Source organism: Arthrobacter sp. T572 (assembly GCF_056780115.1).
In genome coordinates, this window is sequence record NZ_JBRAZQ010000002.1 from 1,711,104 (window position 1) to 1,734,245 (window position 23,142).

The window sequence follows — 23,142 nt, forward strand, 5'->3', positions numbered from 1 at the left end:
CTGCCATTCGTATCGAAGGCCCGTTGCCAGGGCCGCTCCCGACTCGTAGCTAAGAACAGTAGATGACTGACACTTTGCCAGGCGCTGCCATCCCGAATCCGTTGGATGAAGCTGCCATCACCGCTGCCGTAGAGCACGCGCTCGCTGCCATTGCAGCTGCGTCCACCCTCGATGAACTCAAGGCCGTACGCCTCGCCCACACCGGCGAGAAGTCTCCGCTCAGCCTTGCCAACCGTGAAATCGGTGGCCTCGCCAAGGAGCACAAGGCTGCAGCGGGAAAGCTCATGGGTTCCTCCCGGGGCCGGGTCAACCAGGCGCTCGCAGCGCGGACCGCTGTTCTTGAGGCGGAGAACGACGCCCGCATCCTCGTGGAGGAAACGGTCGATGTGACTGCCGCGCCCCGGCGCCGACGGGCCGGTGCCCGCCACCCGCTGTCCACCCTTCAGGACCGCGTATCGGACATCTTCGTCGGCATGGGCTGGGAGATCGCCGAGGGACCCGAAGTCGAGTCCGAATGGTTCAACTTCGATGCCCTGAACTTCAAACCGGACCACCCGGCCCGCGAAATGCAGGACACGTTCTTCGTGGAGCCTCCTGAAGCACACCTGCTCATGCGCACCCACACTTCTCCAGTGCAGGTCCGTTCGATGCTGGAGCGTGAGGTGCCCATCTACGTGCTGTGCCCGGGCAAGGTGTTCCGCACGGACGAACTCGATGCCACCCACACGCCTGTGTTCCACCAGTTCGAGGGCCTCGCCATCGACAAGAACCTGAGCATGGCCGACCTGCGTGGCACGCTGGAACATTTTGCGCGCCAGATGTTCGGCGAGGAAGCTTCGATCCGGCTGCGTCCCAACTACTTCCCGTTCACGGAGCCGTCCGCCGAACTGGACATCTGGCACCCGGGAGCCAAGGGCGGCCCGCGCTGGATCGAATGGGGTGGCTGCGGCATGGTCAACCCCAACGTCCTGCGGGCGGCCGGCATCGATCCGGACGTCTATTCAGGTTTTGCCTTCGGCATGGGCATCGAGCGCACGCTCATGTTCCGCAACGAGGTCGGCGACATGCGCGACATGATCGAGGGCGATGTACGTTTCAGCGAGCACTTCGGGATGGAGATCTAACAGTGCGTATCCCACTTTCCTGGCTGCGTGAGTTCGCGCAGGTACCGGCCGATGCCACGGCCGAAGACGTCATGGCGGACCTGGTCAAGGTCGGCTTTGAAGAAGAAGCCGTCCACCGGCCCACCGATACCCTGCAGGGTCCGATCGTGGTTGGCCAGGTGCTGAGCCTGGTCAAGGAACCGCAGACCAACGGCAAGACCATCAACTGGTGCCAGGTCCGGGTGGTTCCGGAAGGACAGGAACAGACGCTGACCGGCAAGGGCATCGATCCTTCCGGTGTGCAGGGCATCATTTGCGGTGCCCACAACTTCGTGGAAGGCGACAAGGTAGTGGTGACACTGCCCGGCGCCGTGCTGCCCGGAGACTTCCACATCTCCGCACGCAAGACTTACGGACACCTTTCCGCCGGCATGATCGCTTCCGTGCGTGAGCTCGGCATCGGCGAGGACCACGACGGCATCCTGGTGCTGTCCAGCATCGGCCTCGACCCGGAGATCGGCACGGACGCCATGGAACTGCTGGGCCTCTACGACCAGGCCGCGGAAATCAACGTCACTCCGGACCGCGGCTACGCGTTCTCCATCCGTGGTGTGGCCCGGGAATACGCGCATGCCACCGGCACCACCTTCACTGATCCCGCGTCCAAGGTCACTGCACCGGCCAGCCTGCAGGGTGGTTACGGCGTCAAGCTCAACGACGACGCTCCCATCTACGGCAAGCCCGGATGCGACCGCTTCGTAGCGCGCACGGTCCGTGACGTTGATCCGTCGCGCCCCACGCCGCCCTGGATGTCCTCCCGCCTGCGCCTTGCGGGCATCCGGAGCATCTCGCTTCCGGTGGATATTTCCAACTACGTCATGCTGGAGCTCGGCCAGCCCAACCACTGCTACGACCTCGATAAGCTCTCCGGCGACATCGTGGTGCGCCGCGCCGTGGCGGGGGAGAAGATCACTACCCTGGACGACAAAGAGCGCACTCTCGACGTCGAGGACCTGTTGATCACCGACGACTCCGGTGCCATTGGCATTGCCGGCGTCATGGGCGGCGCCCACACCGAAGTGTCGGACTCCACCACCAACATCCTGGTGGAGGCTGCCCACTTCGACGAGGTGTCGATTGCCCGCTCGCGCCGCCGCCACAAGCTGCCGTCCGAGGCGTCCAAGCGCTTTGAGCGTGGCGTCGACTGGCATGTGGCGAACATTGCCGCGCAGCGCGTCGTCGACCTGCTGGTCGAACTGGCCGGCGGCACCGCTGACGAGACCGGGACCGACGTCGGTACCGCGCCCGATGCCGTCACCATCGAGTTGCCGGCCGACTTCGCCTCCAAGCGCATTGGCATCGACTTCACCGAAGAACAGATCACCACGTCCCTGGTGGACCTCGGTGCTGTCGTAGAGAAGTCCGGAGCCGGCTACATCGTCACGGCACCGAGCTGGCGCAACGACCTCGAAACCAAGGAGGACCTCTCCGAGGAAATCGCCCGCCTGGTGGGCTACGACAACATCCCTGCCACCCTGCCGGTGGCGCCTCCGGGGCGTGGCCTCAGCCGCACCCAGCAGCAAAAGCGGCGCGTCGTCCAGGCCCTTGCCGATGCCGGGTTGACCGAGGTACTGTCCTACCCCTTCGTTACCAAGGCAGCAAACGACACCTTTGGTGTGGCCGTGGAAGGCGCCGGGCGTCCGGCGCTGAAGCTCGCCAACCCGATCAGCGAGGAACACGGCTACCTCCGGACCTCCATCCTCCCGGGCTTGATTGAGGTGGCCCGCCGTAACCATTCGCGGGGCTTCCGCGACCTGGCGCTGTATGAAGCCGGTTCGGTGTTCCTGCCCGGTGAAAAGCTGGGCACCGATTCCATCCCGCCGTTGGGCGTCAAACCCGCCGATGATGTTCTTGAGGGACTGTTCGACGGCGTTCCGCACCAGCCGCTGCACATCGCCGCGGTCCTGACGGGCCATGATTCTCCCGCTGCCGCGACGCACACACCCCGCGCCTGGGATTGGGCAGATGGCCTGGACATTGCACGGCTGATTGGCGATGTCCTCGGCGTGGAGCTCGTGGTGAGCCAGGGAAGCCACCAGGCCTTCCACCCCGGGCGCGCCGCCAAGCTCGCGCTGCGCAGTGGGGAACTGGTGGGATACGCCGGTGAACTGCACCCGAAGCTGCTGGCCGCGCAGGACATGCCGGCCCGGTCCGTTGCCGTAGAGGTCGACGTCGACGTCCTTTTCCAGGCTGCCGCAGACGTGATTGTGGCCAAGCACATCTCCGGGTTCCCCGTGGCAACCCAGGATGTCGCCCTGGTGGTTCCGCAGGAGGTGCCGGCAGACGATGTCCTGGCAGCCCTCCGGGAAGGTGCGGGGGAACTGCTGGAAGACGTGGCCTTGTTCGATGTCTACCAGGGTGCAGGGATTGAAGAGGGCAGGAAGTCGCTCGCGTTCGGACTCCGGTTCCGGGCAGGGGACCGCACCCTGACGGCGGACGAAGCCTCCGAAGCCCGGGCGGCGGCTGTGGCTGTCGCTGCCGAAAGGTTCGGAGCCGTCCAGCGCTGATCAAACGCTGTGTGTGGAAAATATCCCCGGAACCTCTTGGTTCCGGGGATATTTTCTTTCCCCCTTTAGATGAAGAAGCGGTTTTTGGCAGTCATGCTGTCGAGCCGATGGCACCATTCCGAGCGTTCGGCTCCTGATGCCGCTGAGTCCAATTGGCTCAGGAGGACGTCCGGGTCCAGGACCTCCGGATCGTGGCTGTAGACAAACCGGTCGTCCGGAAAAACGGAACTTCGATCCGTTTGCGCCTGGCTGAACCCGTGAACCGAAGGCCTCGTCCAAAAGATGCCGGAGCCTACGACCTTGGCGGGGACGCCGGCCAAGGTCGAGTTCGATGGCATGCTTTTGGTGACCAGCGCCCGCGCCGCCAGGATGCTGCCCGACCCGACCCGACCCGGGCACCTTTGAGCAGCAGCACATCCTCGCCGAGCCATACGTGGTCTCCCACCCAAATGGATTCGCTGGGATTCAGCCGTTGACGATCGTGGACGGAATAGATGAGGTGTGGGTCGGCAGTCCGGAAGACGACACGGGATGAAAACATGGCATCGCTGCCAATGATGACGTGTTTACGTTCGGTAGGCAGGAAGCGCGCCTCGGACGTGAACGAGGCTCCCGGGCCGAGGTAAAGCACCGAATCCTCGAAGACGGTCACCACCACTCGCAGGTGCCGCGGAAAACGGCGAAGGTGGATGACGGAGTCATTGCCCAGGAACCTCAGCCTGGAATTGCGCAGTTTGACGCCGTCTTCGATATACAGGGTATTTCCCGTGCCCACAAACTCCACCAGCGATGCCTGGAACTCTGATCCGGCCGCCGGGTTGAGGTGCACCGTGTTGTGTCGGATTCCAGGGACATCCGCATAGGAGCGGATCACTTGGCTGCCTTGGCTGGTGGTTTGGGTGGGTGCCTCGCCCCTAGTAGACATGTGCTGCCATTTCCCCGATGGCCGACGCGTCGTCCGCAGTGGTCACCATGACGGTGCTTTTCGGCCAGTCGACGCGCTGGAGGGCTTCTGCGGCCTCGGTGAGGGGCTCAACGTCGTGGAGCACCATGAGCAACCGCTGTGCACCCGAGGCGATGACGAACCTCAAAGCCAGGAGCTCCGCCAAATCCCACCCATCCAAGAGCTCCACCACAGCAATGTGTGATGCCCTGTGTGTTCCCCTATCGATCGGGATCATGGAGACGTCGGAGTCGATGTCAGCGACAAAATGGAGCTCCATGGTGTCACCATCCGCGTTCGCCTTGGTGCTCCGATACAAGGAGCGGCTGAGTTTGTCACCGTCCAGGAGCGCATACGACCTGGTCTGCTTCGCTTCGAGGTCCAATGGCGTCGAGGAGGGATCCAAGCGGTCATCGTGCCCTGCAGCCACGACACCTTGCGGAAGGCGACCCGTCCAGGTGGTTCGTGTGGGTTCAATTGCTACGACCGCAGAGAGTGCATCGAGGGGATCATAGGCTGGGAAAAGCCGCTGGTTGTGGTTCGTGTACTTCACGAAATTGTAGGAGTGGTCAGTCATCAATTGCCGGAAGCGTGTCTTTCCCAGCCATCCCTCGATGAACCAGTTCGCCGTACCGATTGTCGATCCGGTCTGGTCCAGTCGGGCCTGCAGTTGGACCCCATGCTCTTGGGGAAGGACCCGCACGTTTTCACACGAGAAGGAGCGGTGTTGTGGACCATGAAGGAACTCACGGATGAGGCCGAGCATCGCAGGGAGGGCTGCCCGGGCAACCTCCGAGTGCCCTCCGTCAATCCGGTACTTGGTGAGGTGCGGGACATCCTTGACGAGTTCGATGAGTGAGTGATTGCTCAGTTCGTCGGAGTTGGTATAGAAGTAGTCGATGGTCCGGCCCTCCCTGAAGTACTGACGCAGGTTCTCTTCAGGCTGGACCATGCGGCGAAGGGGGTCGCTGAGGAAAAGGTTGTTACGGAAAAACGGCTTGTTGAAGTAGTACGGCAGGTTCATTTGTGGGACCGCGATCAGCAGGCGGGCCGCCGGAAAGTGTTGCGCATACTGGATGGCGATACTGCCGCCCTTTGAAGCGCCGAAGAACAGCATCTCCGCAGGGTCGATGTCGAAGCGCGTCCGCAGTTCCTCGATGGCTCGGTTGATGCGGTCGAAGAGCGGGCGGCCGGCATTGTCCGTCATCATGTAGGACCCGGCCGGCAAGTAGCGGTCCTGGAAACAGACCATAAGGGTGTCCTTGAGGTCGTGCGCCGTAAGGTCCTTGAGATAGCTGACAGCGTAGGAGATCCGTGATGTGGAGGGACCGAAACCGGGGAAGGTGATCAGTATTTTCTTCGGATTGACCTTGTTTCCACGCAACGAGTAGTAGATGTCCCCGTGCTGTTCCACTCCGTATTGCTGGTCGTACTTCAGCTGCTGGGGAGTGGTGAAGGCTCCCCGCCCGATCGCCAGGTGGTACGGGGTATCGATGTCAAGGGAAAACCGGGCTGGATCCTTTGACGTGACAATGATGTTCCGATACTCCAGCGGAAAGCCACGGGCCGGGGGCTCAATGAGGTTTCCGTAGACAACCTCCCGGTCCTGGAGCAGCCGGAAGGCCTTGCCCTGGTGCTCTTGCCACTGGGGGAGTGTCAGCTTGGCGAAGTACGTCCCCGGTGGAAGGCTTTCCGAGGCAAGTCGTCGGATGCTGCCTTCCATATTCTTTGCCTCCATCAATCGCCGCACAGGTGCGTTTTCTGATGAGGCCAGGACTTTCCGGGCAATGTGCGTGCCGGAGGGTGAATATGCCGCCTTCACCACTAATCCGCGGATGGTCCGCTTAATGCGTCGAATTTCCTTCATCAGAGACTCAGCATCCTCTCTACGATCGTCGCATTGATTCTTGTGGGGTCGACTCCCTGGAAAAAGCGCTCACGGCGTTTTTCAAAGTGCTTGTCCGGGCGGAGGTATTGCTCCTGCACGATATGCGTGATCAATTGGTCGTGCTCCGTCACTACGGGCCCCAGGCCATCCTGCAGGTAATCGACGCGGCCCTCGTAGGGCTGGTCGCGGAAAAATTCCGGGGCGTCCCAGTGATAGTAGGCAATGGGTGTGCCCATGAAGGCTGCATCCAGCACGGCCGAACTGTAATCAGTGAAGACCATCTCCGCCGAGGCAATCGCTTCCCGGTAGCTCAAGCCGGACCTGATGACGTTCTTCGAGAAGCTGAACTGGCTGGACCTCTTTTCCACGTTGGGGTGGAGTTTCACCTGCAGGGTCCGGCCCGTGTCCTCAAGGAATTCGAGAAGCACTGGATCTGTCAGGACAGCATCGATGGCACGGAAGTACGCGGAGCGGGCGAAAAGTTCAGTGGATGCCTGGTGGAGGTTGAAACGCCAGGTCGGCATGAAGAGCAAATGTTGGGGCGCCGTTCCTTCCCGGGCCAGGGCTTCGAACCGGGGAAGACCCGAATTGAGGGTTTCGGTCGGCGCTATCCCGCGCATGTAGTCGGCCTCGAGTTGGCCCGTGGTCACAAAGACATCAAAGTATTTGGAAATAACCCAGTCCGTCATGTCATTGAGTTGAATGCCGTGCTGCAAATACATGAACCGTGAATTGGCAAAGGACTTGCCCTTGTACCTGATGTTGTAGATTTGCGATGAGACGACGAGGTCGGAGATCAGGAACTTCTCGTAGAACTCTGCTGTGAAAATCGGGATGAGCTTGAAGCCTTTCCTGCTCAGCCGTTCCCAATCCGGTGATTTCGGATTCAACGCAAAGCAGGCTTCGGTGAATTCCGGGTGCTTCGTGGTGAAGTATTCGTAAAGGTGCTCGGCGTTGTCGTCGGCCTGAAGCGGTCGGTCGAAGAAGATGATGGTGGACGACGGCGTAATGGGCCGGCTGTAGAAGTCGTAGCTGTCTGCCTGGGAATAGCCGGGGCGGGATTCCCTGGGCCTATAGGACTTGTGGATGGTTACGGTGTCGCCTCCGAACTGCAAACTGTACAGGGGGATCCGGGGTCCCGGTGGGGTGCGGCCTTCCGCGAAATCCAGGTAGGCGTCGCACTCGCTGAGCTGCTTGTAGAGGAAGGAGGTGGCCTCCGGCGTCACCAGCCACTGAATCCATAAGGCTTCGACGGGCTGCAGGGGTTCAACCCAGGTGAGCTGCTCTGCCAGCCGGTACGTGTGGATGAGGTCCCGGAGGTGCGCCAAACTGACGTTTCCGGCTTTTTGGGTGCGCATGCCCCGAAGGTAGAGCGCAAGGTAGCGGGTCAGGTGAAGGCGCATTTGCTTGGAAGCAAGAGGAATCAACGGAACCAGGCGGCTGGTTTCCGGAGCCACCTGCAGGCCAATCGCAGCCTTGGTATCTGAAGCGACCGAGAAGCCGGTTTTTTGAGGTTTGACCTCCGCGATGGACCAGTACAGCCGGTAGGCCAGATAAAGTGCCGACCTGTCGACATCGCCAACGGCCTCCAAGGCGTCCTGGAGGCGGCGGACGTTGAAAGCGATACCGAAGATGTCTGTGTCGCGGGCGTACTGGTAGGCGTCGTCGATCTTCGTTGTCTCAACATTGTTTGGCAGGGCTCCGGTGTAGATCACGGGCTCAGCAAGATACACCGAACGTGTACGGAGATACTCGACCATGGTGGTGACGTACGACGCCGAGACCTGGTGTGAGGCCTTAAGGAACACGACGTACCTCGTCTCGATGGATTCGCAGATACGTGCCACGCTGCCTGTGGTCAGCGGCTCCCGGACGTGGTGAAGTACGAACAGGTTCTCATACCTGAGCCTTGCGGCAACGATGCGCCTGTAGAGAACCGATTCGCGATCGAGGCCCTCCTCAGCCTCCAAAACGATGGTGAGCAGGGGTTCCGTAACTGGCATGTGAGTCCTCAGCGAAAGTACCTGGGCGGCGGTTCCACAACCTGCGGAACGTCACCCTTGTTATTGGTCATATGAAGCTGAGTGGGTTGACATCCGGAATCGTGACGCGATTTTCGGCAGAATCTTCACTCCGCGAAGCATCATGGGCCACCAGCCCCCGCGGATGATCCCGATAGCCTTGGTGTGGGAACCATCTGGAAAATGTGGAGGTCGCGTGGGCAGCGAGGTGACGAAGGGGAGCCCGGTCCTGGAACTGCAGAGGCTGGGCGACGTGTCCGTTCCCGGCGACAGCCTCCAGCGGCTGGGGGCCCCGGCCCGGCGCCGTGCCCTCAGGTTCGCCGGATCCAAGGACCGTGAAGAGTTCATTGCCGGGCGGATCGCCGCGCAGCGCTACGCCGCGTCGCTCCTCGAGGTGGACCCGACCCGGCTCACGCCCGCATACGTTTGCCCGCAGTGCGGACCCGGGCAGGATCACGGCCGCCCAGGGTTCATGCTCGACGGCGCTCCGGCGCCTTTGGTGCTTAGCGCCTCCCGGGCGTCGGGCTGGGTGCTGCTGGCCGCCGTCGTACGTCCGCCCTGCGGAACCCTGCTGGGAGTGGACCTTGAGAGCGTCTCCGCTGCCGCTTACAAGGGCTTTGACGACGTCGCCCTGACGCCCCTGGAAAGGGACGCTGTGATCCGGTTGCCCGCAGCCGAACGCAATACCGGCCGGGCACGGCTCTGGGCACGGAAGGAAGCCTGGCTGAAGATGACCGGTGAAGGGCTCCGCCGCGACCCGGCCGGACTCGACGTGCTGGACCGGAACGGCCTGAGTGACCTGGTGCTTCCTGCAGGGATGGAAGGGCTCGTAGCAGCGCTGGCCCTCAGTCATTCCCCGGAAGGAGTCAGGGAAGGGGCGGAAGCGCTGCCTCGTAGAGCCATGGCTGCAGGAGGGCTTCCGGATTGATTCCCGGGATGAAGGAACCGGCCGCTGTGACGAACGCCTCCGTGGAAACTGAGCCATGGCGATTGGTGGCAGTCCAGTGCTGAAGGAACCCGAAAAAGGCTTCGTCCCCTGCAGCAACCCGCAGGGCGTGCACGGCAAGGGCACCCCGCTTGTAGACCCGGTCGTCGAACATGAGTTCCGGTCCCGGGTCACCCACCAGGAGGTCCTGCGCGGACATTTGCAGCCTCTTCCATGCCGCCGCGGCGCGCTCTGCCACGGGCATGGTTCCGGACTCTTCGGACCAGAGCCACTCGGCGTAGCAGGCGAAACCTTCGTGCAGCCAGATGTCCTTCCACGTGCCCGCGGTCAGGGAGTTTCCAAACCATTGATGGGACAGCTCGTGGGCAATCAGGCGCTGGGCCTCCCACGTATCGCGCATGTGGTTGCGTCCGAAGATGGACAGGGTTTGGGCTTCCAGGGGGATGTCGAGTTCGTCCTCCGTGACAACTGACGTGTACTCCGTGAACGGATACGGCCCAAAGCAATCCTCGAAGGTCCGCATCATGTCAGGCTGGCGTCGAAGACCGTGGCGTGCTTCTTCCGACCTGGCGGCCGTGACCGCGGCGAACTGGGGCACGCGGTGGTGGGTGTCGTCCGGGTTGAGGGGGACCATCACATAGCGGCCGATCTGGAGGGTGGCGAGGTATGTGGCCATGGGAACGTTGTGTTCGTAGACCCAGGTTTCCCGGCTGGACTTGCGGGTCCTGGAGATGAGCTGTCCGTTGCAGACGGGCCGGTAGTTTTCGTCCGTGGTGACAGAAATGAGGAACGTGGACTTGCTCCATGGATGGTCGTTGCAGGGGAACCAGGATGCGGCACCATTGGGCTGGCCCGCAACCAGCACGCCGTCGTTGAGTTCCTCCCAGCCGACTTCGCCCCAAAGCCCTTTGCGTGGCCGGGGGATGCCGTCGTACTTGATGTCCAGCAGGAAGGTCTGTCCCGGTTTCAGCGGCGCGCCGGCGGTCACCACGAGGTGTTCTGCCCTGTGGGAGAACTTTTGGACCTTCCGGCCGTTAAGCGACACCTTGGAAGCCCGCAGTCCCACGAGGTCCACCAGCAGGGTAGTGCCGGGTTCCAGCGCAGTGCAGTGAAGCAGTGCCCGGCCCATCAGCCTGTTGCTTGCCAACCTGACGTCCAGGTCCAGTTCGTACCGGTCCACGCGGTACCCTGTGCTGCCGTGACCCAGGGCGTATTGGTCGGCTGTGCTTGGCGTCGTACTGGGTGCGGTCATGGAATTCGGGGACCTCAATCCTGTCTGGCTCGTATGACCGGTGCCGGGTTCCGGTCCGTTCAATCTACTTCAGCCGGCCGGCCGGAGCCGAAGGACCCACCCACGGGCTCACGGGATTTCCCATCCAATACGTTCCGGCGGGAACGGTCTCCCCGCGCATCACCAACGACGCCGGGCCTACGGTTCCGCCATCGCCGATGCTCGCTGCGGGCAGGATGACCCCGTGCGGGCCCATGGTGGCACCGGCACCGAGGGTCACTGAGTCGATGCTCATGACGCGGTCGTGGAACAGGTGCGTCTGGACCACGCAGCCCCGGTTGACCGTGGAATTTTCGCCGAGGCTCACCAGGTCCGCTTCCGGAAGCCAGTAGCTCTCGCACCACGTTCCGCGGCCTATTTTGGCACCGAGTGCGCGCAGCCACCACACCAGGGCAGGGGTTCCCGCGGCCGACCGGGCAAACCACGGCGCGCTGACCATTTCAACGAAGGTGTCCACTACCTCATTGCGCCAGATGAATGAGCTCCACAGCGGATGTTCGCCGGCGCGGATTGTTCCCACCAGGACCCATTTGGCCACGACGGAACTGAGCGCCGCCACAGCCCCGGCTGCCAGCAGCACCACACCACCCAGGATGGCAGCCACCCAGTAACCCCAACCGCGGGCCAGCCAGTCGAGGGCAAGCATCACACCGGCGGCGATGGCGACTGTGAGGATCACCGGCACCAATCGGCACAATTCCCAGAGGGCCCTGGCGGCTTTGAGCCTTAGTGGCGGCTGGAAGGTGCGTGACTGGTCAGCGTCGACGGCGGTGCGCCGCAACCTGACCGGCGGGCTGCCCAGCCAGGATGTCCCGGACTTGGCCTTGGCAGGCGTGGCCGACAGCACGGCCACCAGGGAGTTCTTGGGCACGTTTCGGCCGGCGGCCGTCATGCCGGAATTTCCCAGGAAGGACCGTTTGCCGATCTTGGCGGGCGCGATCTTCATCCAGCCACCGCCCAGTTCGTAGGATGCCACCATGGTGTCGTCGGCCAGGAAAGCGCCGTCGCCGATCGTGGTCATGCGTGGGACCAGCAGCACCGTGGAGGCCTCGACGTTCTTGCCCACCTTGGCTCCCAGGAGCCGGAGCCAGACCGGGGTGAAAAGACTGGCGTAGATGGGGAACAGGAGGTCGCGGGCCATGTCCAGCAACCGCTCTGTTGCCCAGACCTGCCAGCCGGTCCGGCTACGGACACGGTAATACCCTTCCTTGAGCCCCAGGCCCAGGAGCCGGGCAAAAACAAGGATGAGGACGAGGTTGGAAAAGAACCACACGAGTGCGGCCAACGGCAGTGCCGCGGCAAGCTGGGGCAACGCATCGCCCAGGGAAGCACGTCCGCGAATGAAAGCGAGCACCACAGCGGCGGCAACGCCGGCTGAGACGTACGGGATCAGGGCGAGCAACGCCGAGGCGCCTGCAAAGGCCGACAACCACAACTTGTCCACGAACGGGCTGCGCGCGGAAGAGTACGGCCATTCCTGCTTGGCTTTGCCCCGGCGCCCGGCGGGAGAACCAGCCACGAGGTGGCCGGCCTTGACCTTGCCCAGCACGGCCGAGCCTGCCTCCACGTGGGCTCCGGCGCCAATGGTGGCTCCGGGCATGAGGGTGCTGCGCGAACCGACCACGGCGCCTGCGCCGACATGGATCTGGCCGATATGCACCGAATCGCCATCCACCCACCAGCCGCTCAGGTCGACCTCGGGCTCGATGTTGGCCCCGCTGCCCAGTGACAGCAAGCCGGTAACCGGCGGCAGGGAGTGCAGGTGGACGTCTTTGCCCACCTTGGCACCGAGTGCCCTGGCGTAATAGGGGACGAAGGGAGCGCTGGCCAGGCCAATGGCGCCCGAAAGGTCCTGTATCTGCTCCGCCAGCCAGAGGCGCAGATGCGTTTTGCCCGAGCGCGGGTACGTCCCGGGCCGGACCTTGCCGAGCAGGAGGCGCGCGGCCGCCACGGAGATGGCCATCCGGCCCCACGGGCTGACGAACACCAGCCAGGACGCCGCGATCCACCACCAGGACACGGCCGGCGCCAGGATGAATCCTGCGAAGTCGGCCAACAGCCTGTTGGCCGCCATGAGGTAGGTCAGCCACCGCATGCCCACCAGAATGTGCAGGGGTGCGCCCATGAGGACCTGGAAGACCTGGGACTTGCGGGCGGTGGGCCGGACGGAGCGTTCGGCTGCGGGTCCAGGCACCTGTCCCTCCGGGACTGACTGCCGGGCAGCATCGATAAGAGCACCCACACGCGGGGTGGCGTAGATATCGGCCACCGTGATGGTGGGGTACCGGACACGCAGTGCGGACACCAGTTGGGCAGCTGCCAGGGAGCCGCCGCCATAGGCAAAGAAGTCGGCGTCGAGGGATCCGACGGCGCTCCCCAGGACCGCCTCCCACTGTTCCACTACCCAGCGGGCGTCCCCCGGCAGGTCCAGGGGCTTGCTCCCGGCGTCGGGAGCCGCATCCGCCAGTGGCCATGGCAAGGCGTTCCGGTCAACTTTGCCGCTGGTCTTGGTGGGCAGGTTGTCCACCACCGTCAGGAGCGGAATCAGTGCGGCCGGAAGGCTGTCGGCAAGGAGTTCGCGGGCTGCGCCCAGATCCACCGCCGTTCCATCGGAGGGCGCGAGGTAACCGACCAGGATCTGGTTTCCCGCCGCCGTCGTTTGGACGGCTGCCGCAGCACCGGCAATGCCCGGCAGCGACTGCAAGGCGGCATCCACCTCGCCGAGTTCAATGCGTCGTCCGCCAAGCTTCACTTGTTCATCAGCGCGGCCCATGAAAACCAGGCCCTCCGCTTCATAACGGACAAGGTCGCCGGAACGGTACGCGCGATTCCACCCCAGGGTGGGCATCGGGGCGTACTTTTCGGCGTCTTTGGCCGGGTCCAGGTAGCGGGCGAGGCCCACGCCACCGATGATGAGTTCGCCGATCCCGCCTTCTGGCACGGGCATCCCGGCTGAATCCACTACCGCGAGGTCCCAGCCGTCCAGGGGCAGGCCGATCCTGACGGGGCCGGAGCCGCCCAAGGGCGCGGCGCAGGCCACCACGGTTGCCTCCGTGGGGCCGTAAGTGTTCCATACCTCGCGGCCATCGACGGCCAGCCGCTCGGCAAGTTCGGGAGGGCACGCCTCCCCGCCGAAAATCAACAGCCGGACGTTTTCCAGGGCTTCAGCAGGCCACAGGGCCGCCAGGGTAGGCACCGTGGACACTATTGTGATGCCGTGGTTGATCAGCCATGGTCCCAAGTCCATTCCCGTGCGGACCAAGGCCCGCGGAGCAGGCACCAGGCAGGCGCCGTGACGCCATGCCAGCCACATTTCCTCGCAGGATGCGTCGAAGGCGACGGAAAGTCCGGCCAGCACCCTGTCCTGGGGGCCGATGGGTTCTGATTGTAGGAAGATTCGTGCTTCCGCGTCGACGAAAGCCGCGGACGAGCGGTGTGTCACGGCCACGCCCTTGGGTGTACCGGTGGAACCTGATGTGAAGATGATCCAGGAGTCGTCATCCAGCCCCGGCTTTGCAGCTGCGGTGATGGGCGGACGTGAACCTCCCTGCGGAACGCCGGCCATCTGCAGGGACAGTCCGGGGCCCGCTACTGCACCTGCCTTGGCTTCGCCGAACACCAACCGCGCCCGTTCGTCCGGGTCATCGGCGTCGACCGGCACGTACGCCGCCCCCGCCATCAGGATTCCAAGGATCGCGATATAGAGTTCATTGGTGCCGGAGGGTATCCGGACCCCCACCTTGTCGCCCCGGCCCAACCCTGCGGCGTTGAGCTTTCCGGCGAAGGAGCGGACTGCTGCCAGCAATTGCTCATAACTCAGTGATGCATGGCCATCGTCCAGGGCCGAAGCCTCAGGGAAGGACGCAGCGGTTGCCTCAAGGATGTCCACCAGGGTGCGCGCGGGCGGGGCTGCGGCCAAACCGGGAAGCTGGGGCCGGTACGTGGCCAGGGCAGGGGCGGACCCGTGCCCGGCAGGTTCTTCGACTCTCACGACTACAGCTTTACCGCGAAAGGTAAACAAAAGGTGTCGGACGTTTCCCGCGCTTCATACTGCGTTGTTTCTGAGTTCACCGGCGCGTTGCCGCGTGTTCTGCCGGACCGAATTGTTCGGCTCCTGGCCGGTCAGGGAACCAACAGGACTTTGCCCGTGGTGCGGCGGCCCTCGAGATCGCGGTGGGCTTGAGCGGCCTCGGCCAGCGGGTACGTGGCACCGACCCGTACGGACAGCGTGCCGTTGGCTGCTGCCTCGAAGATTTCGGTGGAACGCCAACGCCGCTCATGGGTGTTCTGCACGAAGTGCCCCATGGTGGGCCGGGTCAGTGTCAGGGAGCCGCCGGCATTCAGCCGCTGTGGGTCGAAGGGCGGAACGGGGCCCGAGGCTGCCCCGAACAGGACCATGGCCCCGCGGATCCTCAGGCTCTTCAGGGAGTCGTCGAACGTATCCCTGCCCACGCCGTCGTAGACCACATTGACACCTTCTCCGTCGGTGAGTTCGCGGACTTTGTCCGCAAAGCGGTCGTAACGGAGGACTTCATCCGCCCCGGCCTCCTTGGAAAGGGCGGCCTTTTCATCCGAGGAAACCGTGGTGAAGACCCGCGCGCCCCTGGCTTTGAGCAACTGTGTCAGCAGCAATCCCACGCCACCGGCACCGGCATGCAGGAGGACCGAGTGTCCTGGTTCCACGCGGAATGAGGAGTTCATGAGGTAGTGGGCCGTGATTCCCTGCAGGGGCAGGGCTGCGGCGGTGTGGTCGTCCACGCCGTCCGGAACGGGGAGTGCCTTGGGCGCGTCCACCAGGATGTAGTCGGCATAGGTCGCGGCGGCCTCGGCGGTAGCAACCCGGTCGCCCGCGGCGAACTCTTCCACACCCTCACCAAGGGCCTCCACCGTTCCCGCGGCTTCTGCTCCCGGAGTGAAGGGATACTCCACCTTGTAGATGCCGCTGCGCTGGTAGGTCTCGATGAAGTTGACACCGGCGGCTGCGACTTTGACCAGCAATTGTCCCGGGCCGGGTTTCGGCGGCTCAACGGAGGCGTATTCGAGGACTTCCGGTCCTCCGGGCTGCCGGGCAACGATGGCGTGCGTCATGGTGGCTCCTCACTCCGGGACGGTCCTTCCAATGCCCGGTTCCAGATTCCATCCTAGGGAGGAGGCAGCCGTCAGTGTGAAACCCTCAGCGCCGTCCGTGCGTCGCAGCGACCGGACAATCGAAGCCGCGCCCGGCGGCGAGGCCCACCTCATTGAGGTACCTGACCACGATTCCGTACGACTGCGGCAAAGTGGTCTCCGTGTAGGGAATCGAGTGCTTGCCACAGAAAGCGCGGACGATTCCGGCAGCACGGTGAAGCTGCGGCCGGGCCATGTCAGGGAAGAGGTGGTGTTCCACCTGGCGGTTGAGGCCGCCCAACAGGAAGTCCATGAACCGTCCGCCGGAGATGTTGCGGGATGTCAGGACCTGGCGGCTGAGGAAGTCCGCGCGGCTGTCTGACGGCAGAACCGGCATGCCCTTGTGGTTGGGGGCGAAGGAGGCGCCCATGTAGAACCCGTACACCATGATCTGCACGCCGAGGAAAGCAAAAGCCATGCCGATGGGCAGGAACGTGAAGGCGAGGACCGGCAATGCGGCGAGGCGGGTGACGAGGATGGGGGTTTCCACCCAGCGGTGGCGAACCTTGTGCTTGCCGAAGATAAAGCGCAGTGAATCGAACTGCAGGCTGAGACCCAGGAGCGTAAGGAGGGGGAAGAAGAACCAACCCTGCTTGCGGGTGAGGAACGCCAGGCGTCCTTTACGCTCCGCCGCAGCCTCTTGATAGAAGACCAGGGCGTTGTTCCGGATGTCCGGGTCTTTGGAAATGACATTGGGGTGGTTATGGTGGGCGCCATGCTTCTGTTCCCACCAGGAGTAGCTGATGCCGGCAACGCCTGTGGCGAGCAGCCGCGCGGACCAGTCGTTGGCGCGGCGTGAGGCGAAGATTTGCTTATGGCCCGCCTCGTGCGCCAGGAAGCTCAACTGGGTGCAGAAGATCCCCAGCGCAGCAGCGATCAGGAGTTGGTACCAGGAGTCGCCGATCAGCGCGAAACCGAGCCACGTGCCGGCCATGAGGAGCATGAGGGCGACAAAAAGCCAGATATAGAACCCGGTCCGCCGCTCAAGGAGCCCGGCCGCTTTCACGCTCTTCAGAAGTTCTGAATAACTGTGGACTACCGGATTGGGTTGGATGATGCGCGCCTTGGGGCGATCGGAAATGGATGTGGGTGCCATGAAGGTGTGCCCCGTATCGCTCACGGGCAACGTTGCAGCCGACGTTCGGACTGCACGGTCTGGATCACCCTGTATCCAGCATACGCCCCACGGGCGCGGTAGGCCCGAATGACTGAATGCATAAATATCAGCAACCATGAATAGTTTTGCTGTATGGTGGAGGCATGACTATTTCTGTTGCCGTCTCCGGTGCCAGCGGCTACGCCGGGGGAGAAGTGCTGCGCCTGCTGGCGAACCATCCCAACGTCACCATCGGCGCGATCACCGCGCACAGCAACGCCGGTTCCAGACTAGGGGAGTTGCAGCCGCATCTCCATGGCTTGGCCAGCCGGATTCTGGAAGACACCACCGTTGAGAACCTGTCCGGTCACGACGTCGTTTTCCTTGCCTTGCCGCATGGAGCCTCTGCTGACATCGCCGCGCAGTTGCCGGAAGGAACAGTAGTCATCGACGCCGGCGCAGACCACCGCCTGCAGGACGCCGCGGCGTGGGAAAAGTTCTACGGCTCCGCCCATGCGGGCACCTGGCCCTATGGCCTGCCCGAGCTCCCGGGCCAGCGCGACGCCTTGAAAGGCGCCAAGCGCATCGCCGTACCCGGCTGCTACCCGACGTCGGCCCTGCTGGCCTTGACGCCCGGGTTCGCCAACAACCTTTTGCTGACCGACGACGTCGTCATCGTTTCGGCGTCCGGGACCTCCGGCGCGGGCAAGGCTGCCAAAGTGAACCTGATCGGTTCCGAAGTCATGGGATCCATGAGCCCGTACGGCGTGGGTGGCGGGCATCGCCACACGCCCGAAATCGAGCAGGGTTTGTCCAACGCCGCGGGGGAACCGGTGACGGTGTCTTTCACTCCGACCCTCGCGCCCATGAGCCGCGGAATCCTTACGACGGCCACTGCCAAGGTTGGGCACGGCGTCACCGCCTCCGAGCTCCGCCAGGCCTGGGCCGACGCCTACGACGACGAACCGTTCGTGCACCTGCTGCCGGAGGGCCAGTGGCCCACCACCAAGTCGGTCCAGGGGTCCAACCACGCAGTGATGCAGTTGGCCTTCGACGGCCACACAGGTCGCGTCATCGTTACGTGCGCCATCGACAACCTCACCAAGGGAACTGCCGGCGGTGCCGTGCAGTCCATGAACATTGCCCTCGGCCTGGATGAAACCGCCGGCCTGAACCTGCAGGGAGTTGCACCGTGACCATTACCGCCCCCAAGGGATTCAGGGCCGCCGGCATCAAGGCCGGGATCAAGGCTTCCGGCAACCCTGACCTCGCCCTCGTCGTCAATGACGGTCCGCTGAAGGCCGCTGCCGCGGTCTTCACGTCCAACCGGGTGGCCGCAGCCCCTGTGCACTGGTCCCGCCAGGTGGTCACCGATGGCCGCGTTGATGCCGTCGTGCTGAACTCCGGTGGCGCCAACGCCTGCACCGGTCCGCAGGGTTTCCAGAACACCCATGCCACGGCCGAGAAAGTGGCAGAAGCGCTGGGAGTCTCAGCTTCCGACGTCGTGGTTTGCTCTACCGGCCTGATCGGCGAGCAGTTGCCCATGGACAAGATCCTCCCGGGCGTCGAGGCGGCCGCCAAGGAGCTCAGTGAGGACGGCGGCAGCGCCGCAGCCACTGCGATCATGACCACCGACAGCGTCTCCAAGGAAGCGGTTTTTACGGGGACGGACGCCGAAGGGAAGACGTTCACGGTAGGCGGCATCGCCAAGGGTGCCGGCATGCTGGCACCCGGCCTGGCAACCATGCTGGTGGTCCTCACCACCGACGCCGAGGTGCCGGCAAACGAGCTCGACGTCGTCCTGCGTGACGCAACGCGCGTCACCTTCGATCGTGCAGACTCGGACGGCTGCATGTCCACCAACGACACCGTAGTGCTGCTCGCCTCGGGGGCGTCCGAAGCGCTGCCCTCCGCCGCACAGTTGAGCGAGGCCGTGACTTCCGTTTGTGCCGAACTGGCGCGCAAGCTGATCGGCGACGCAGAGGGTGCCAGCCACGACATTGCCATCCGGACCTTCAATGCCGCGAGCGAACGCGACGCTGAAACGGTGGGCCGCTCCGTGGCCCGCTCCAACCTTTTCAAGGCCGCCATCTTCGGCAAGGACCCCAACTGGGGCCGGGTGCTCTCAGCCGTGGGCACCACCGACGCCGTCTTCGAAGCGGACCAGCTCAACGTTTCAATGAACGGCGTGCAGATCTGCCGCAACGGAAGCATCGGCGACGACCGCAACCTTGTTGACCTGGAGCCGCGCGAAGTCCTCGTGGAGATCGACCTCCAGGCCGGCGACGCGGAGGCGACCATCTGGACCAACGACCTCACGCACGACTACGTGCATGAGAACAGCGCGTATTCGAGCTGAGCGGAATGACCATGACAGCACACACCCGTGAGACCACGTCCATGAGTGCAGCCCAGGACAAAGCCGCAACCCTGATCGAGGCGCTGCCATGGATCCAGCGCTTTGCCGGAACCACCATGGTGGTCAAGTACGGCGGCAACGCGATGGTGAACGACGACCTTCGCCGTGCCTTCGCCGAGGACATCGTGTTCCTCCACCACGTGGGTATCCACCCCGTGGTGGTCCACGGTGGTGGACCGCAGATCAACTCCATGCTTGGCCGTCTCGGCATCGAGTCCCAGTTCAAAGGAGGCCTGCGCGTCACCACTCCCGAAGCGATGGACGTGGTGCGCATGGTCCTCACGGGCCAGGTCGGCCGCGAACTGGTGGGCTTGATCAACTCCCACGGCCCGTATGCCGTCGGCATGTCCGGCGAAGACGGTGGGCTGCTGCGCGCGGTCCGTACCGGCACCGTGGTGGACGGGGAGGAGGTGGACCTCGGCCTGGTGGGCGAAGTAGTTGGCGTTGATCCTGCCGGGATCAAGGACATCCTCGACGCCGGCCGCATCCCAGTGATTTCGACGGTGGCACCCGAAATCACTGAGGAGGGCAACGGTTTCCAGACCACCGGGCAGGTCCTCAACGTCAACGCGGACACCGCCGCGGCGGCCGTGGCATCGGCGCTGGGTGCCTCCAAGCTGGTCATCCTCACCGATGTGGAGGGCCTCTATGCCAACTGGCCGGACAAGTCATCGCTGATCTCCTCCCTGACGGCCAGTGAGTTGCGGGACATGCTCCCCGGCCTTGAGTCGGGCATGATCCCCAAGATGGCTGCCTGCCTGAAGGCCATCGACGAAGGCGTGGAACGCGCACACATCGTGGACGGCCGCCTGCCGCACTCCATGCTGTTGGAAACCTTTACGACGGCGGGCATCGGCACCCAGGTAGTACCCGACGAGGACGTGAACGCATGAGCACCAACGAAGCAGCAGTGGTCGAAACTCCGGCCGATGCCATCACCGGCCACAGCAGTGGTGCCGATTGGCTGGCCCGCTACTCGTCGTCCCTCATGGGCGTCTTCGGCACCCCGCAGCGGGTTCTGGTCCGCGGCGCAGGCTGCCTGGTGTGGGACGCTGACGGCAAGGAGTACCTGGACCTCCTCGGCGGCATCGCAGTGAACGCCCTGGGCCATGCGCATCCTTTCGTCACCTCGGTGATCGCGAGCCAACTGGCCACGCTGGGCCACGTCTCCAACTTCTTCACGAGCCCCACACAGGTGGCGCTCGCAGAGAAACTGCTGGCCATCAGCAACGCCCCGGCAGGTTCGAAGGTCTTCTTCGCCAACTCCGGCACCGAAGCCAACGAAGCCGCCTTCAAGCTGGCCCGGCGGAACAACGGCGACGGCACGCGGACCAAGATCATCGCCCTTGAGGGGGCCTTCCACGGCCGGACCATGGGAGCATTGGCGTTGACCGCCAAGGAGGCGTACCGAGCACCGTTCGAGCCGCTTCCCGGCGGCGTGGTCCACATCCCGTTTGGCGACATCGAGGCCCTGCGTGCCGCCGTCGACGATTCCACTGCGGCGGTCTTCCTCGAGCCCATCCAGGGCGAAGCGGGCGTGCGGCCGCTCAGCACCCAATACCTGAAGGCAGCCCGCGAAGCCACCACTGCCGCCGGCGCGCTCCTGATCCTCGACGAGGTCCAGACGGGCATCGGCCGGACCGGAAAGTGGCTCGCCAGCGAGGACGCCGGCATCGTTCCCGACGCCATCACTCTCGCCAAGGGCCTGGGCGGCGGCTTCCCGATCGGTGCGCTGCTCACGTTCGGAAGTACGACGTCGGCCCTGCTCACCGCCGGGCAGCACGGCACCACTTTCGGCGGGAACCCGGTTGCCACGGCGGCCGCGCTGGCCACCCTGCACGCGATCGAAAGCCAGGGCGTGCTGCACCATGTGCAAGCCGTGGGCGAGTACCTGCGTGCCGGTATCGCCGCCGTCGAGGGCGTTACCGAGGTCCGCGGTGAAGGTTTGTTGATTGGTTTCGACGTTGATGGGGAGATTGCCCCTGCCATGGTCACCGCCGGCCTGGACGCAGGCTTCATCATCAACAGTCCCGGCCCCCGCACCATCCGCTTGGCGCCGCCGCTCATCCTGACCACCGAACAGGCTGACCGTTTCCTGGCTGCCCTGCCAACCTTGATCGCTACGGCTACCGCCAACACCGCTAAGGACGCACAGTGAGCATTTCCACCCGTCACTTCCTCAAGGACACTGATCTCAGCCCGGCCGAACAGGCCGAAGTGCTTGAGTTGGCCGCCCGCATGAAAGCAGCACCGTATAGCGTCCAGCCTTTCGCTGGGGAGGGCGCAGGGCGTCAAACGGTAGCCGTCATCTTCGACAAGACCTCCACCCGGACCCGCGTGTCATTTGCTACGGGGATCGCCGACATGGGTGGCAACGCCCTGATCATCAACCCCGGTGAAGCCCAGATCGGCCACAAGGAGTCCGTGGAGGACACCGCAAAGGTCCTGGAGCGCATGGTCTCCACCATCGTGTGGCGCACCGGCGCCCACTCGGGCCTGGTGGCCATGGCGGAGAACTCCAAGGTTCCCGTCATCAACGCGCTCTGCGACGACTACCACCCTTGCCAGCTCCTGGCCGACCTCCTGACCGTCAAGGAGCACAAGGGCGAACTCGCCGGACTGACCATGGCCTACCTGGGCGATGCCGCCAACAACATGGCGAACTCGTACCTGCTGGCCGGCGTCACGGCGGGAATGCACGTCCGGATTTCCGGTCCGGAGGGCTACCTTCCGGCCGCTGACATCGTGGCCGCGGCGGAAGAACGGGCTGCCGAAACCGGTGGGTCCGTGCTGATCACGAGCGACGCTGCCGAGGCCCTCAAGGGTGCCGACGTCGTGGCCACCGACACGTGGGTGTCCATGGGCCAGGAAGCGGAGAAAGAAGCCCGCCTTCAGCTGTTCCGCGACTACTCCGTGGACGAGGCCGCCATGGCGCAGGCCGCACCGGACGCCGTCGTCCTCCACTGCCTCCCGGCCTACCGCGGTTATGAGATTTCGGCAGGCGTTATCGACGGCCCGCAGTCCATCGTCTGGGACGAGGCCGAGAACCGCCTGCATGCCCAGAAAGCACTGATGGCCTGGCTCATGCACAGGTCCGGCCTGGCTTTCGTCGACGGCCTTGCACCCGTCGAGGGAACCGGCGAGAGCACGTTCTAGTGTCCACCAACCCTTCGGTTCCGGGTGTAAGCCCGGCCACCAAGACGGCCCGTCAGGCGCGCATCACCGCGATCCTGACGGGGGAGTCCGTCCGTTCCCAGGCAGAGCTTGCAGCCCTGCTGGCGGACGACGGCGTCCAGGTCACCCAGGCCACGCTGTCGCGTGACCTCGTGGAACTTGGCGCCGTCAGGGTCCGTGGCAAGGACGGCGCGCTCGTCTACGCGGTTCCCGGCGAAGGGGGAGACCGCAACGCCAAGAGCGGTGTGACCCAGGAAATCCTCGATGCCCGGCTCACCAGGCTGTGCGGGGAACTGCTGGTGACGGCGGAGGCCTCGGGCAACATTGTGGTGCTCCGGACACCGCCGGGGGCTGCAAACTTCCTGGCGCTTGCGATCGACCACTCCGTGATGCCGTCGGTATTGGGTACGATCGCAGGCGACGACACCGTGATGTTGGTTTCCCGGGATCCCGGCGGCGGCGCGGAACTCGCGGCCCGCTTCCTGCAATTGGCCGAGGAAGCCGGCCCCGCAGCCAACTGATTTTCTT

Annotated in this window: 16 protein-coding genes; 9 read left to right on the top strand and 7 right to left on the bottom strand. The window is 64.1% G+C overall.

The genetic code is table 11. From position 1 onward, the window contains the following. Positions 1-62 precede the first annotated feature (62 nt). Positions 63-1,124 (top strand): phenylalanine--tRNA ligase subunit alpha, encoded by a 1,062-nt coding sequence (pheS, locus tag ACUYMZ_RS09160; RefSeq protein ID WP_481602846.1) that lies wholly within the window; start codon positions 63-65, stop codon positions 1,122-1,124. 2 nt (positions 1,125-1,126) lie between these two features. Beyond that, a complete protein-coding gene (gene pheT, locus ACUYMZ_RS09165) occupies positions 1,127-3,670 on the top strand; it encodes a phenylalanine--tRNA ligase subunit beta (RefSeq protein ID WP_426006896.1) in 2,544 nt (847 codons plus the stop codon). 292 nt (positions 3,671-3,962) lie between these two features. Here pheT and ACUYMZ_RS09170 read toward each other — a convergent pair whose 3' ends face one another. From ACUYMZ_RS09170 to ACUYMZ_RS09180, 3 genes are all read right to left on the bottom strand, one after another. Further along, positions 3,963-4,595, bottom strand: coding sequence for an LbetaH domain-containing protein (locus ACUYMZ_RS09170; protein WP_481602848.1), 633 nt, complete (start codon positions 4,593-4,595; stop codon positions 3,963-3,965). Then, complete coding sequence (locus ACUYMZ_RS09175; protein WP_481602851.1) at positions 4,585-6,336, bottom strand: hypothetical protein; 1,752 nt, start codon at positions 6,334-6,336, stop codon at positions 4,585-4,587. Before ACUYMZ_RS09175 ends, ACUYMZ_RS09170 begins: the two co-directional genes overlap by 11 nt. A gap of 143 nt (positions 6,337-6,479) precedes the next feature. Further along, positions 6,480-8,504, bottom strand: a complete 2,025-nt coding sequence (locus ACUYMZ_RS09180; protein WP_481602853.1) for a CDP-glycerol glycerophosphotransferase family protein — start codon at positions 8,502-8,504, stop codon at positions 6,480-6,482. Positions 8,505-8,718: 214 nt separating this feature from the next. Here ACUYMZ_RS09180 and ACUYMZ_RS09185 point away from each other — a divergent pair, with 214 nt between their 5' ends. Beyond that, positions 8,719-9,450, top strand: coding sequence for a 4'-phosphopantetheinyl transferase family protein (locus ACUYMZ_RS09185; RefSeq protein WP_481602855.1), 732 nt, complete (start codon positions 8,719-8,721; stop codon positions 9,448-9,450). On the opposite strand, the gene ACUYMZ_RS09190 is transcribed toward ACUYMZ_RS09185, so the two are convergent. The 4 genes from ACUYMZ_RS09190 to ACUYMZ_RS09205 form a co-directional block, all read right to left on the bottom strand. Beyond that, complete coding sequence (locus ACUYMZ_RS09190; protein WP_481602857.1) at positions 9,389-10,720, bottom strand: M1 family metallopeptidase; 1,332 nt, start codon at positions 10,718-10,720, stop codon at positions 9,389-9,391. The two genes, ACUYMZ_RS09185 and ACUYMZ_RS09190, sit on opposite strands and share 62 nt — an antisense overlap. A gap of 64 nt (positions 10,721-10,784) precedes the next feature. Then, positions 10,785-14,750, bottom strand: a complete 3,966-nt coding sequence (locus ACUYMZ_RS09195) for a Pls/PosA family non-ribosomal peptide synthetase (RefSeq protein WP_481602859.1) — start codon at positions 14,748-14,750, stop codon at positions 10,785-10,787. Positions 14,751-14,881: 131 nt separating this feature from the next. Further along, complete coding sequence (locus tag ACUYMZ_RS09200; protein WP_481602861.1) at positions 14,882-15,847, bottom strand: quinone oxidoreductase family protein; 966 nt, start codon at positions 15,845-15,847, stop codon at positions 14,882-14,884. Between the two features lie 85 nt (positions 15,848-15,932). After that, positions 15,933-17,021: a fatty acid desaturase family protein gene (locus ACUYMZ_RS09205; RefSeq protein ID WP_426006907.1), complete on the bottom strand. Its 1,089-nt coding sequence runs from the start codon at positions 17,019-17,021 to the stop codon at positions 15,933-15,935. A gap of 164 nt (positions 17,022-17,185) precedes the next feature. On the opposite strand from ACUYMZ_RS09205, the gene argC reads away from it, so the two are divergent. The 6 genes from argC to ACUYMZ_RS09235 are packed head-to-tail and all read left to right on the top strand — an operon-like array spanning position 17,186 to position 23,135. After that, a complete protein-coding gene (gene argC / locus ACUYMZ_RS09210; RefSeq protein WP_481602864.1) occupies positions 17,186-18,217 on the top strand; it encodes an N-acetyl-gamma-glutamyl-phosphate reductase in 1,032 nt (343 codons plus the stop codon). Continuing rightward, complete coding sequence (gene argJ / locus ACUYMZ_RS09215; protein WP_481602866.1) at positions 18,214-19,380, top strand: bifunctional glutamate N-acetyltransferase/amino-acid acetyltransferase ArgJ; 1,167 nt, start codon at positions 18,214-18,216, stop codon at positions 19,378-19,380. The genes argC and argJ overlap by 4 nt, the downstream gene beginning before the upstream one ends. 11 nt (positions 19,381-19,391) lie before the next feature. After that, a complete protein-coding gene (gene argB / locus ACUYMZ_RS09220) occupies positions 19,392-20,333 on the top strand; it encodes an acetylglutamate kinase (protein ID WP_481602869.1) in 942 nt (313 codons plus the stop codon). Beyond that, positions 20,330-21,598 carry an acetylornithine transaminase gene (locus tag ACUYMZ_RS09225; RefSeq protein WP_481602873.1) on the top strand — a complete coding sequence of 423 codons (1,269 nt, stop codon included), beginning with the start codon at positions 20,330-20,332 and terminating at the stop codon, positions 21,596-21,598. The genes argB and ACUYMZ_RS09225 overlap by 4 nt, the downstream gene beginning before the upstream one ends. Further along, positions 21,595-22,596 (top strand): ornithine carbamoyltransferase, encoded by a 1,002-nt coding sequence (gene argF / locus ACUYMZ_RS09230; protein WP_481602875.1) that lies wholly within the window; start codon positions 21,595-21,597, stop codon positions 22,594-22,596. Before ACUYMZ_RS09225 ends, argF begins: the two co-directional genes overlap by 4 nt. After that, on the top strand, positions 22,596-23,135 hold the full coding sequence (locus ACUYMZ_RS09235; RefSeq protein ID WP_426006913.1) for an arginine repressor: 540 nt from the start codon (positions 22,596-22,598) through the stop codon (positions 23,133-23,135). The genes argF and ACUYMZ_RS09235 overlap by 1 nt, the downstream gene beginning before the upstream one ends. Positions 23,136-23,142 lie beyond the last annotated feature (7 nt).

Coding starts and splice junctions, on each gene's coding strand:
- pheS (WP_481602846.1), top strand. CDS start 63: ATGACTGACACTTTGCCAGGCGCTGCCATCCCGAATCCGTTGGATGAA.
- ACUYMZ_RS09170 (WP_481602848.1), bottom strand. CDS start 4,595: ATGTCTACTAGGGGCGAGGCACCCACCCAAACCACCAGCCAAGGCAGC.
- ACUYMZ_RS09175 (WP_481602851.1), bottom strand. CDS start 6,336: ATGGAAGGCAGCATCCGACGACTTGCCTCGGAAAGCCTTCCACCGGGG.
- ACUYMZ_RS09180 (WP_481602853.1), bottom strand. CDS start 8,504: ATGCCAGTTACGGAACCCCTGCTCACCATCGTTTTGGAGGCTGAGGAG.
- ACUYMZ_RS09190 (WP_481602857.1), bottom strand. CDS start 10,720: ATGACCGCACCCAGTACGACGCCAAGCACAGCCGACCAATACGCCCTG.
- ACUYMZ_RS09200 (WP_481602861.1), bottom strand. CDS start 15,847: ATGACGCACGCCATCGTTGCCCGGCAGCCCGGAGGACCGGAAGTCCTC.
- ACUYMZ_RS09205 (WP_426006907.1), bottom strand. CDS start 17,021: ATGGCACCCACATCCATTTCCGATCGCCCCAAGGCGCGCATCATCCAA.
- argC (WP_481602864.1), top strand. CDS start 17,186: ATGACTATTTCTGTTGCCGTCTCCGGTGCCAGCGGCTACGCCGGGGGA.
- argB (WP_481602869.1), top strand. CDS start 19,392: ATGACAGCACACACCCGTGAGACCACGTCCATGAGTGCAGCCCAGGAC.
- ACUYMZ_RS09225 (WP_481602873.1), top strand. CDS start 20,330: ATGAGCACCAACGAAGCAGCAGTGGTCGAAACTCCGGCCGATGCCATC.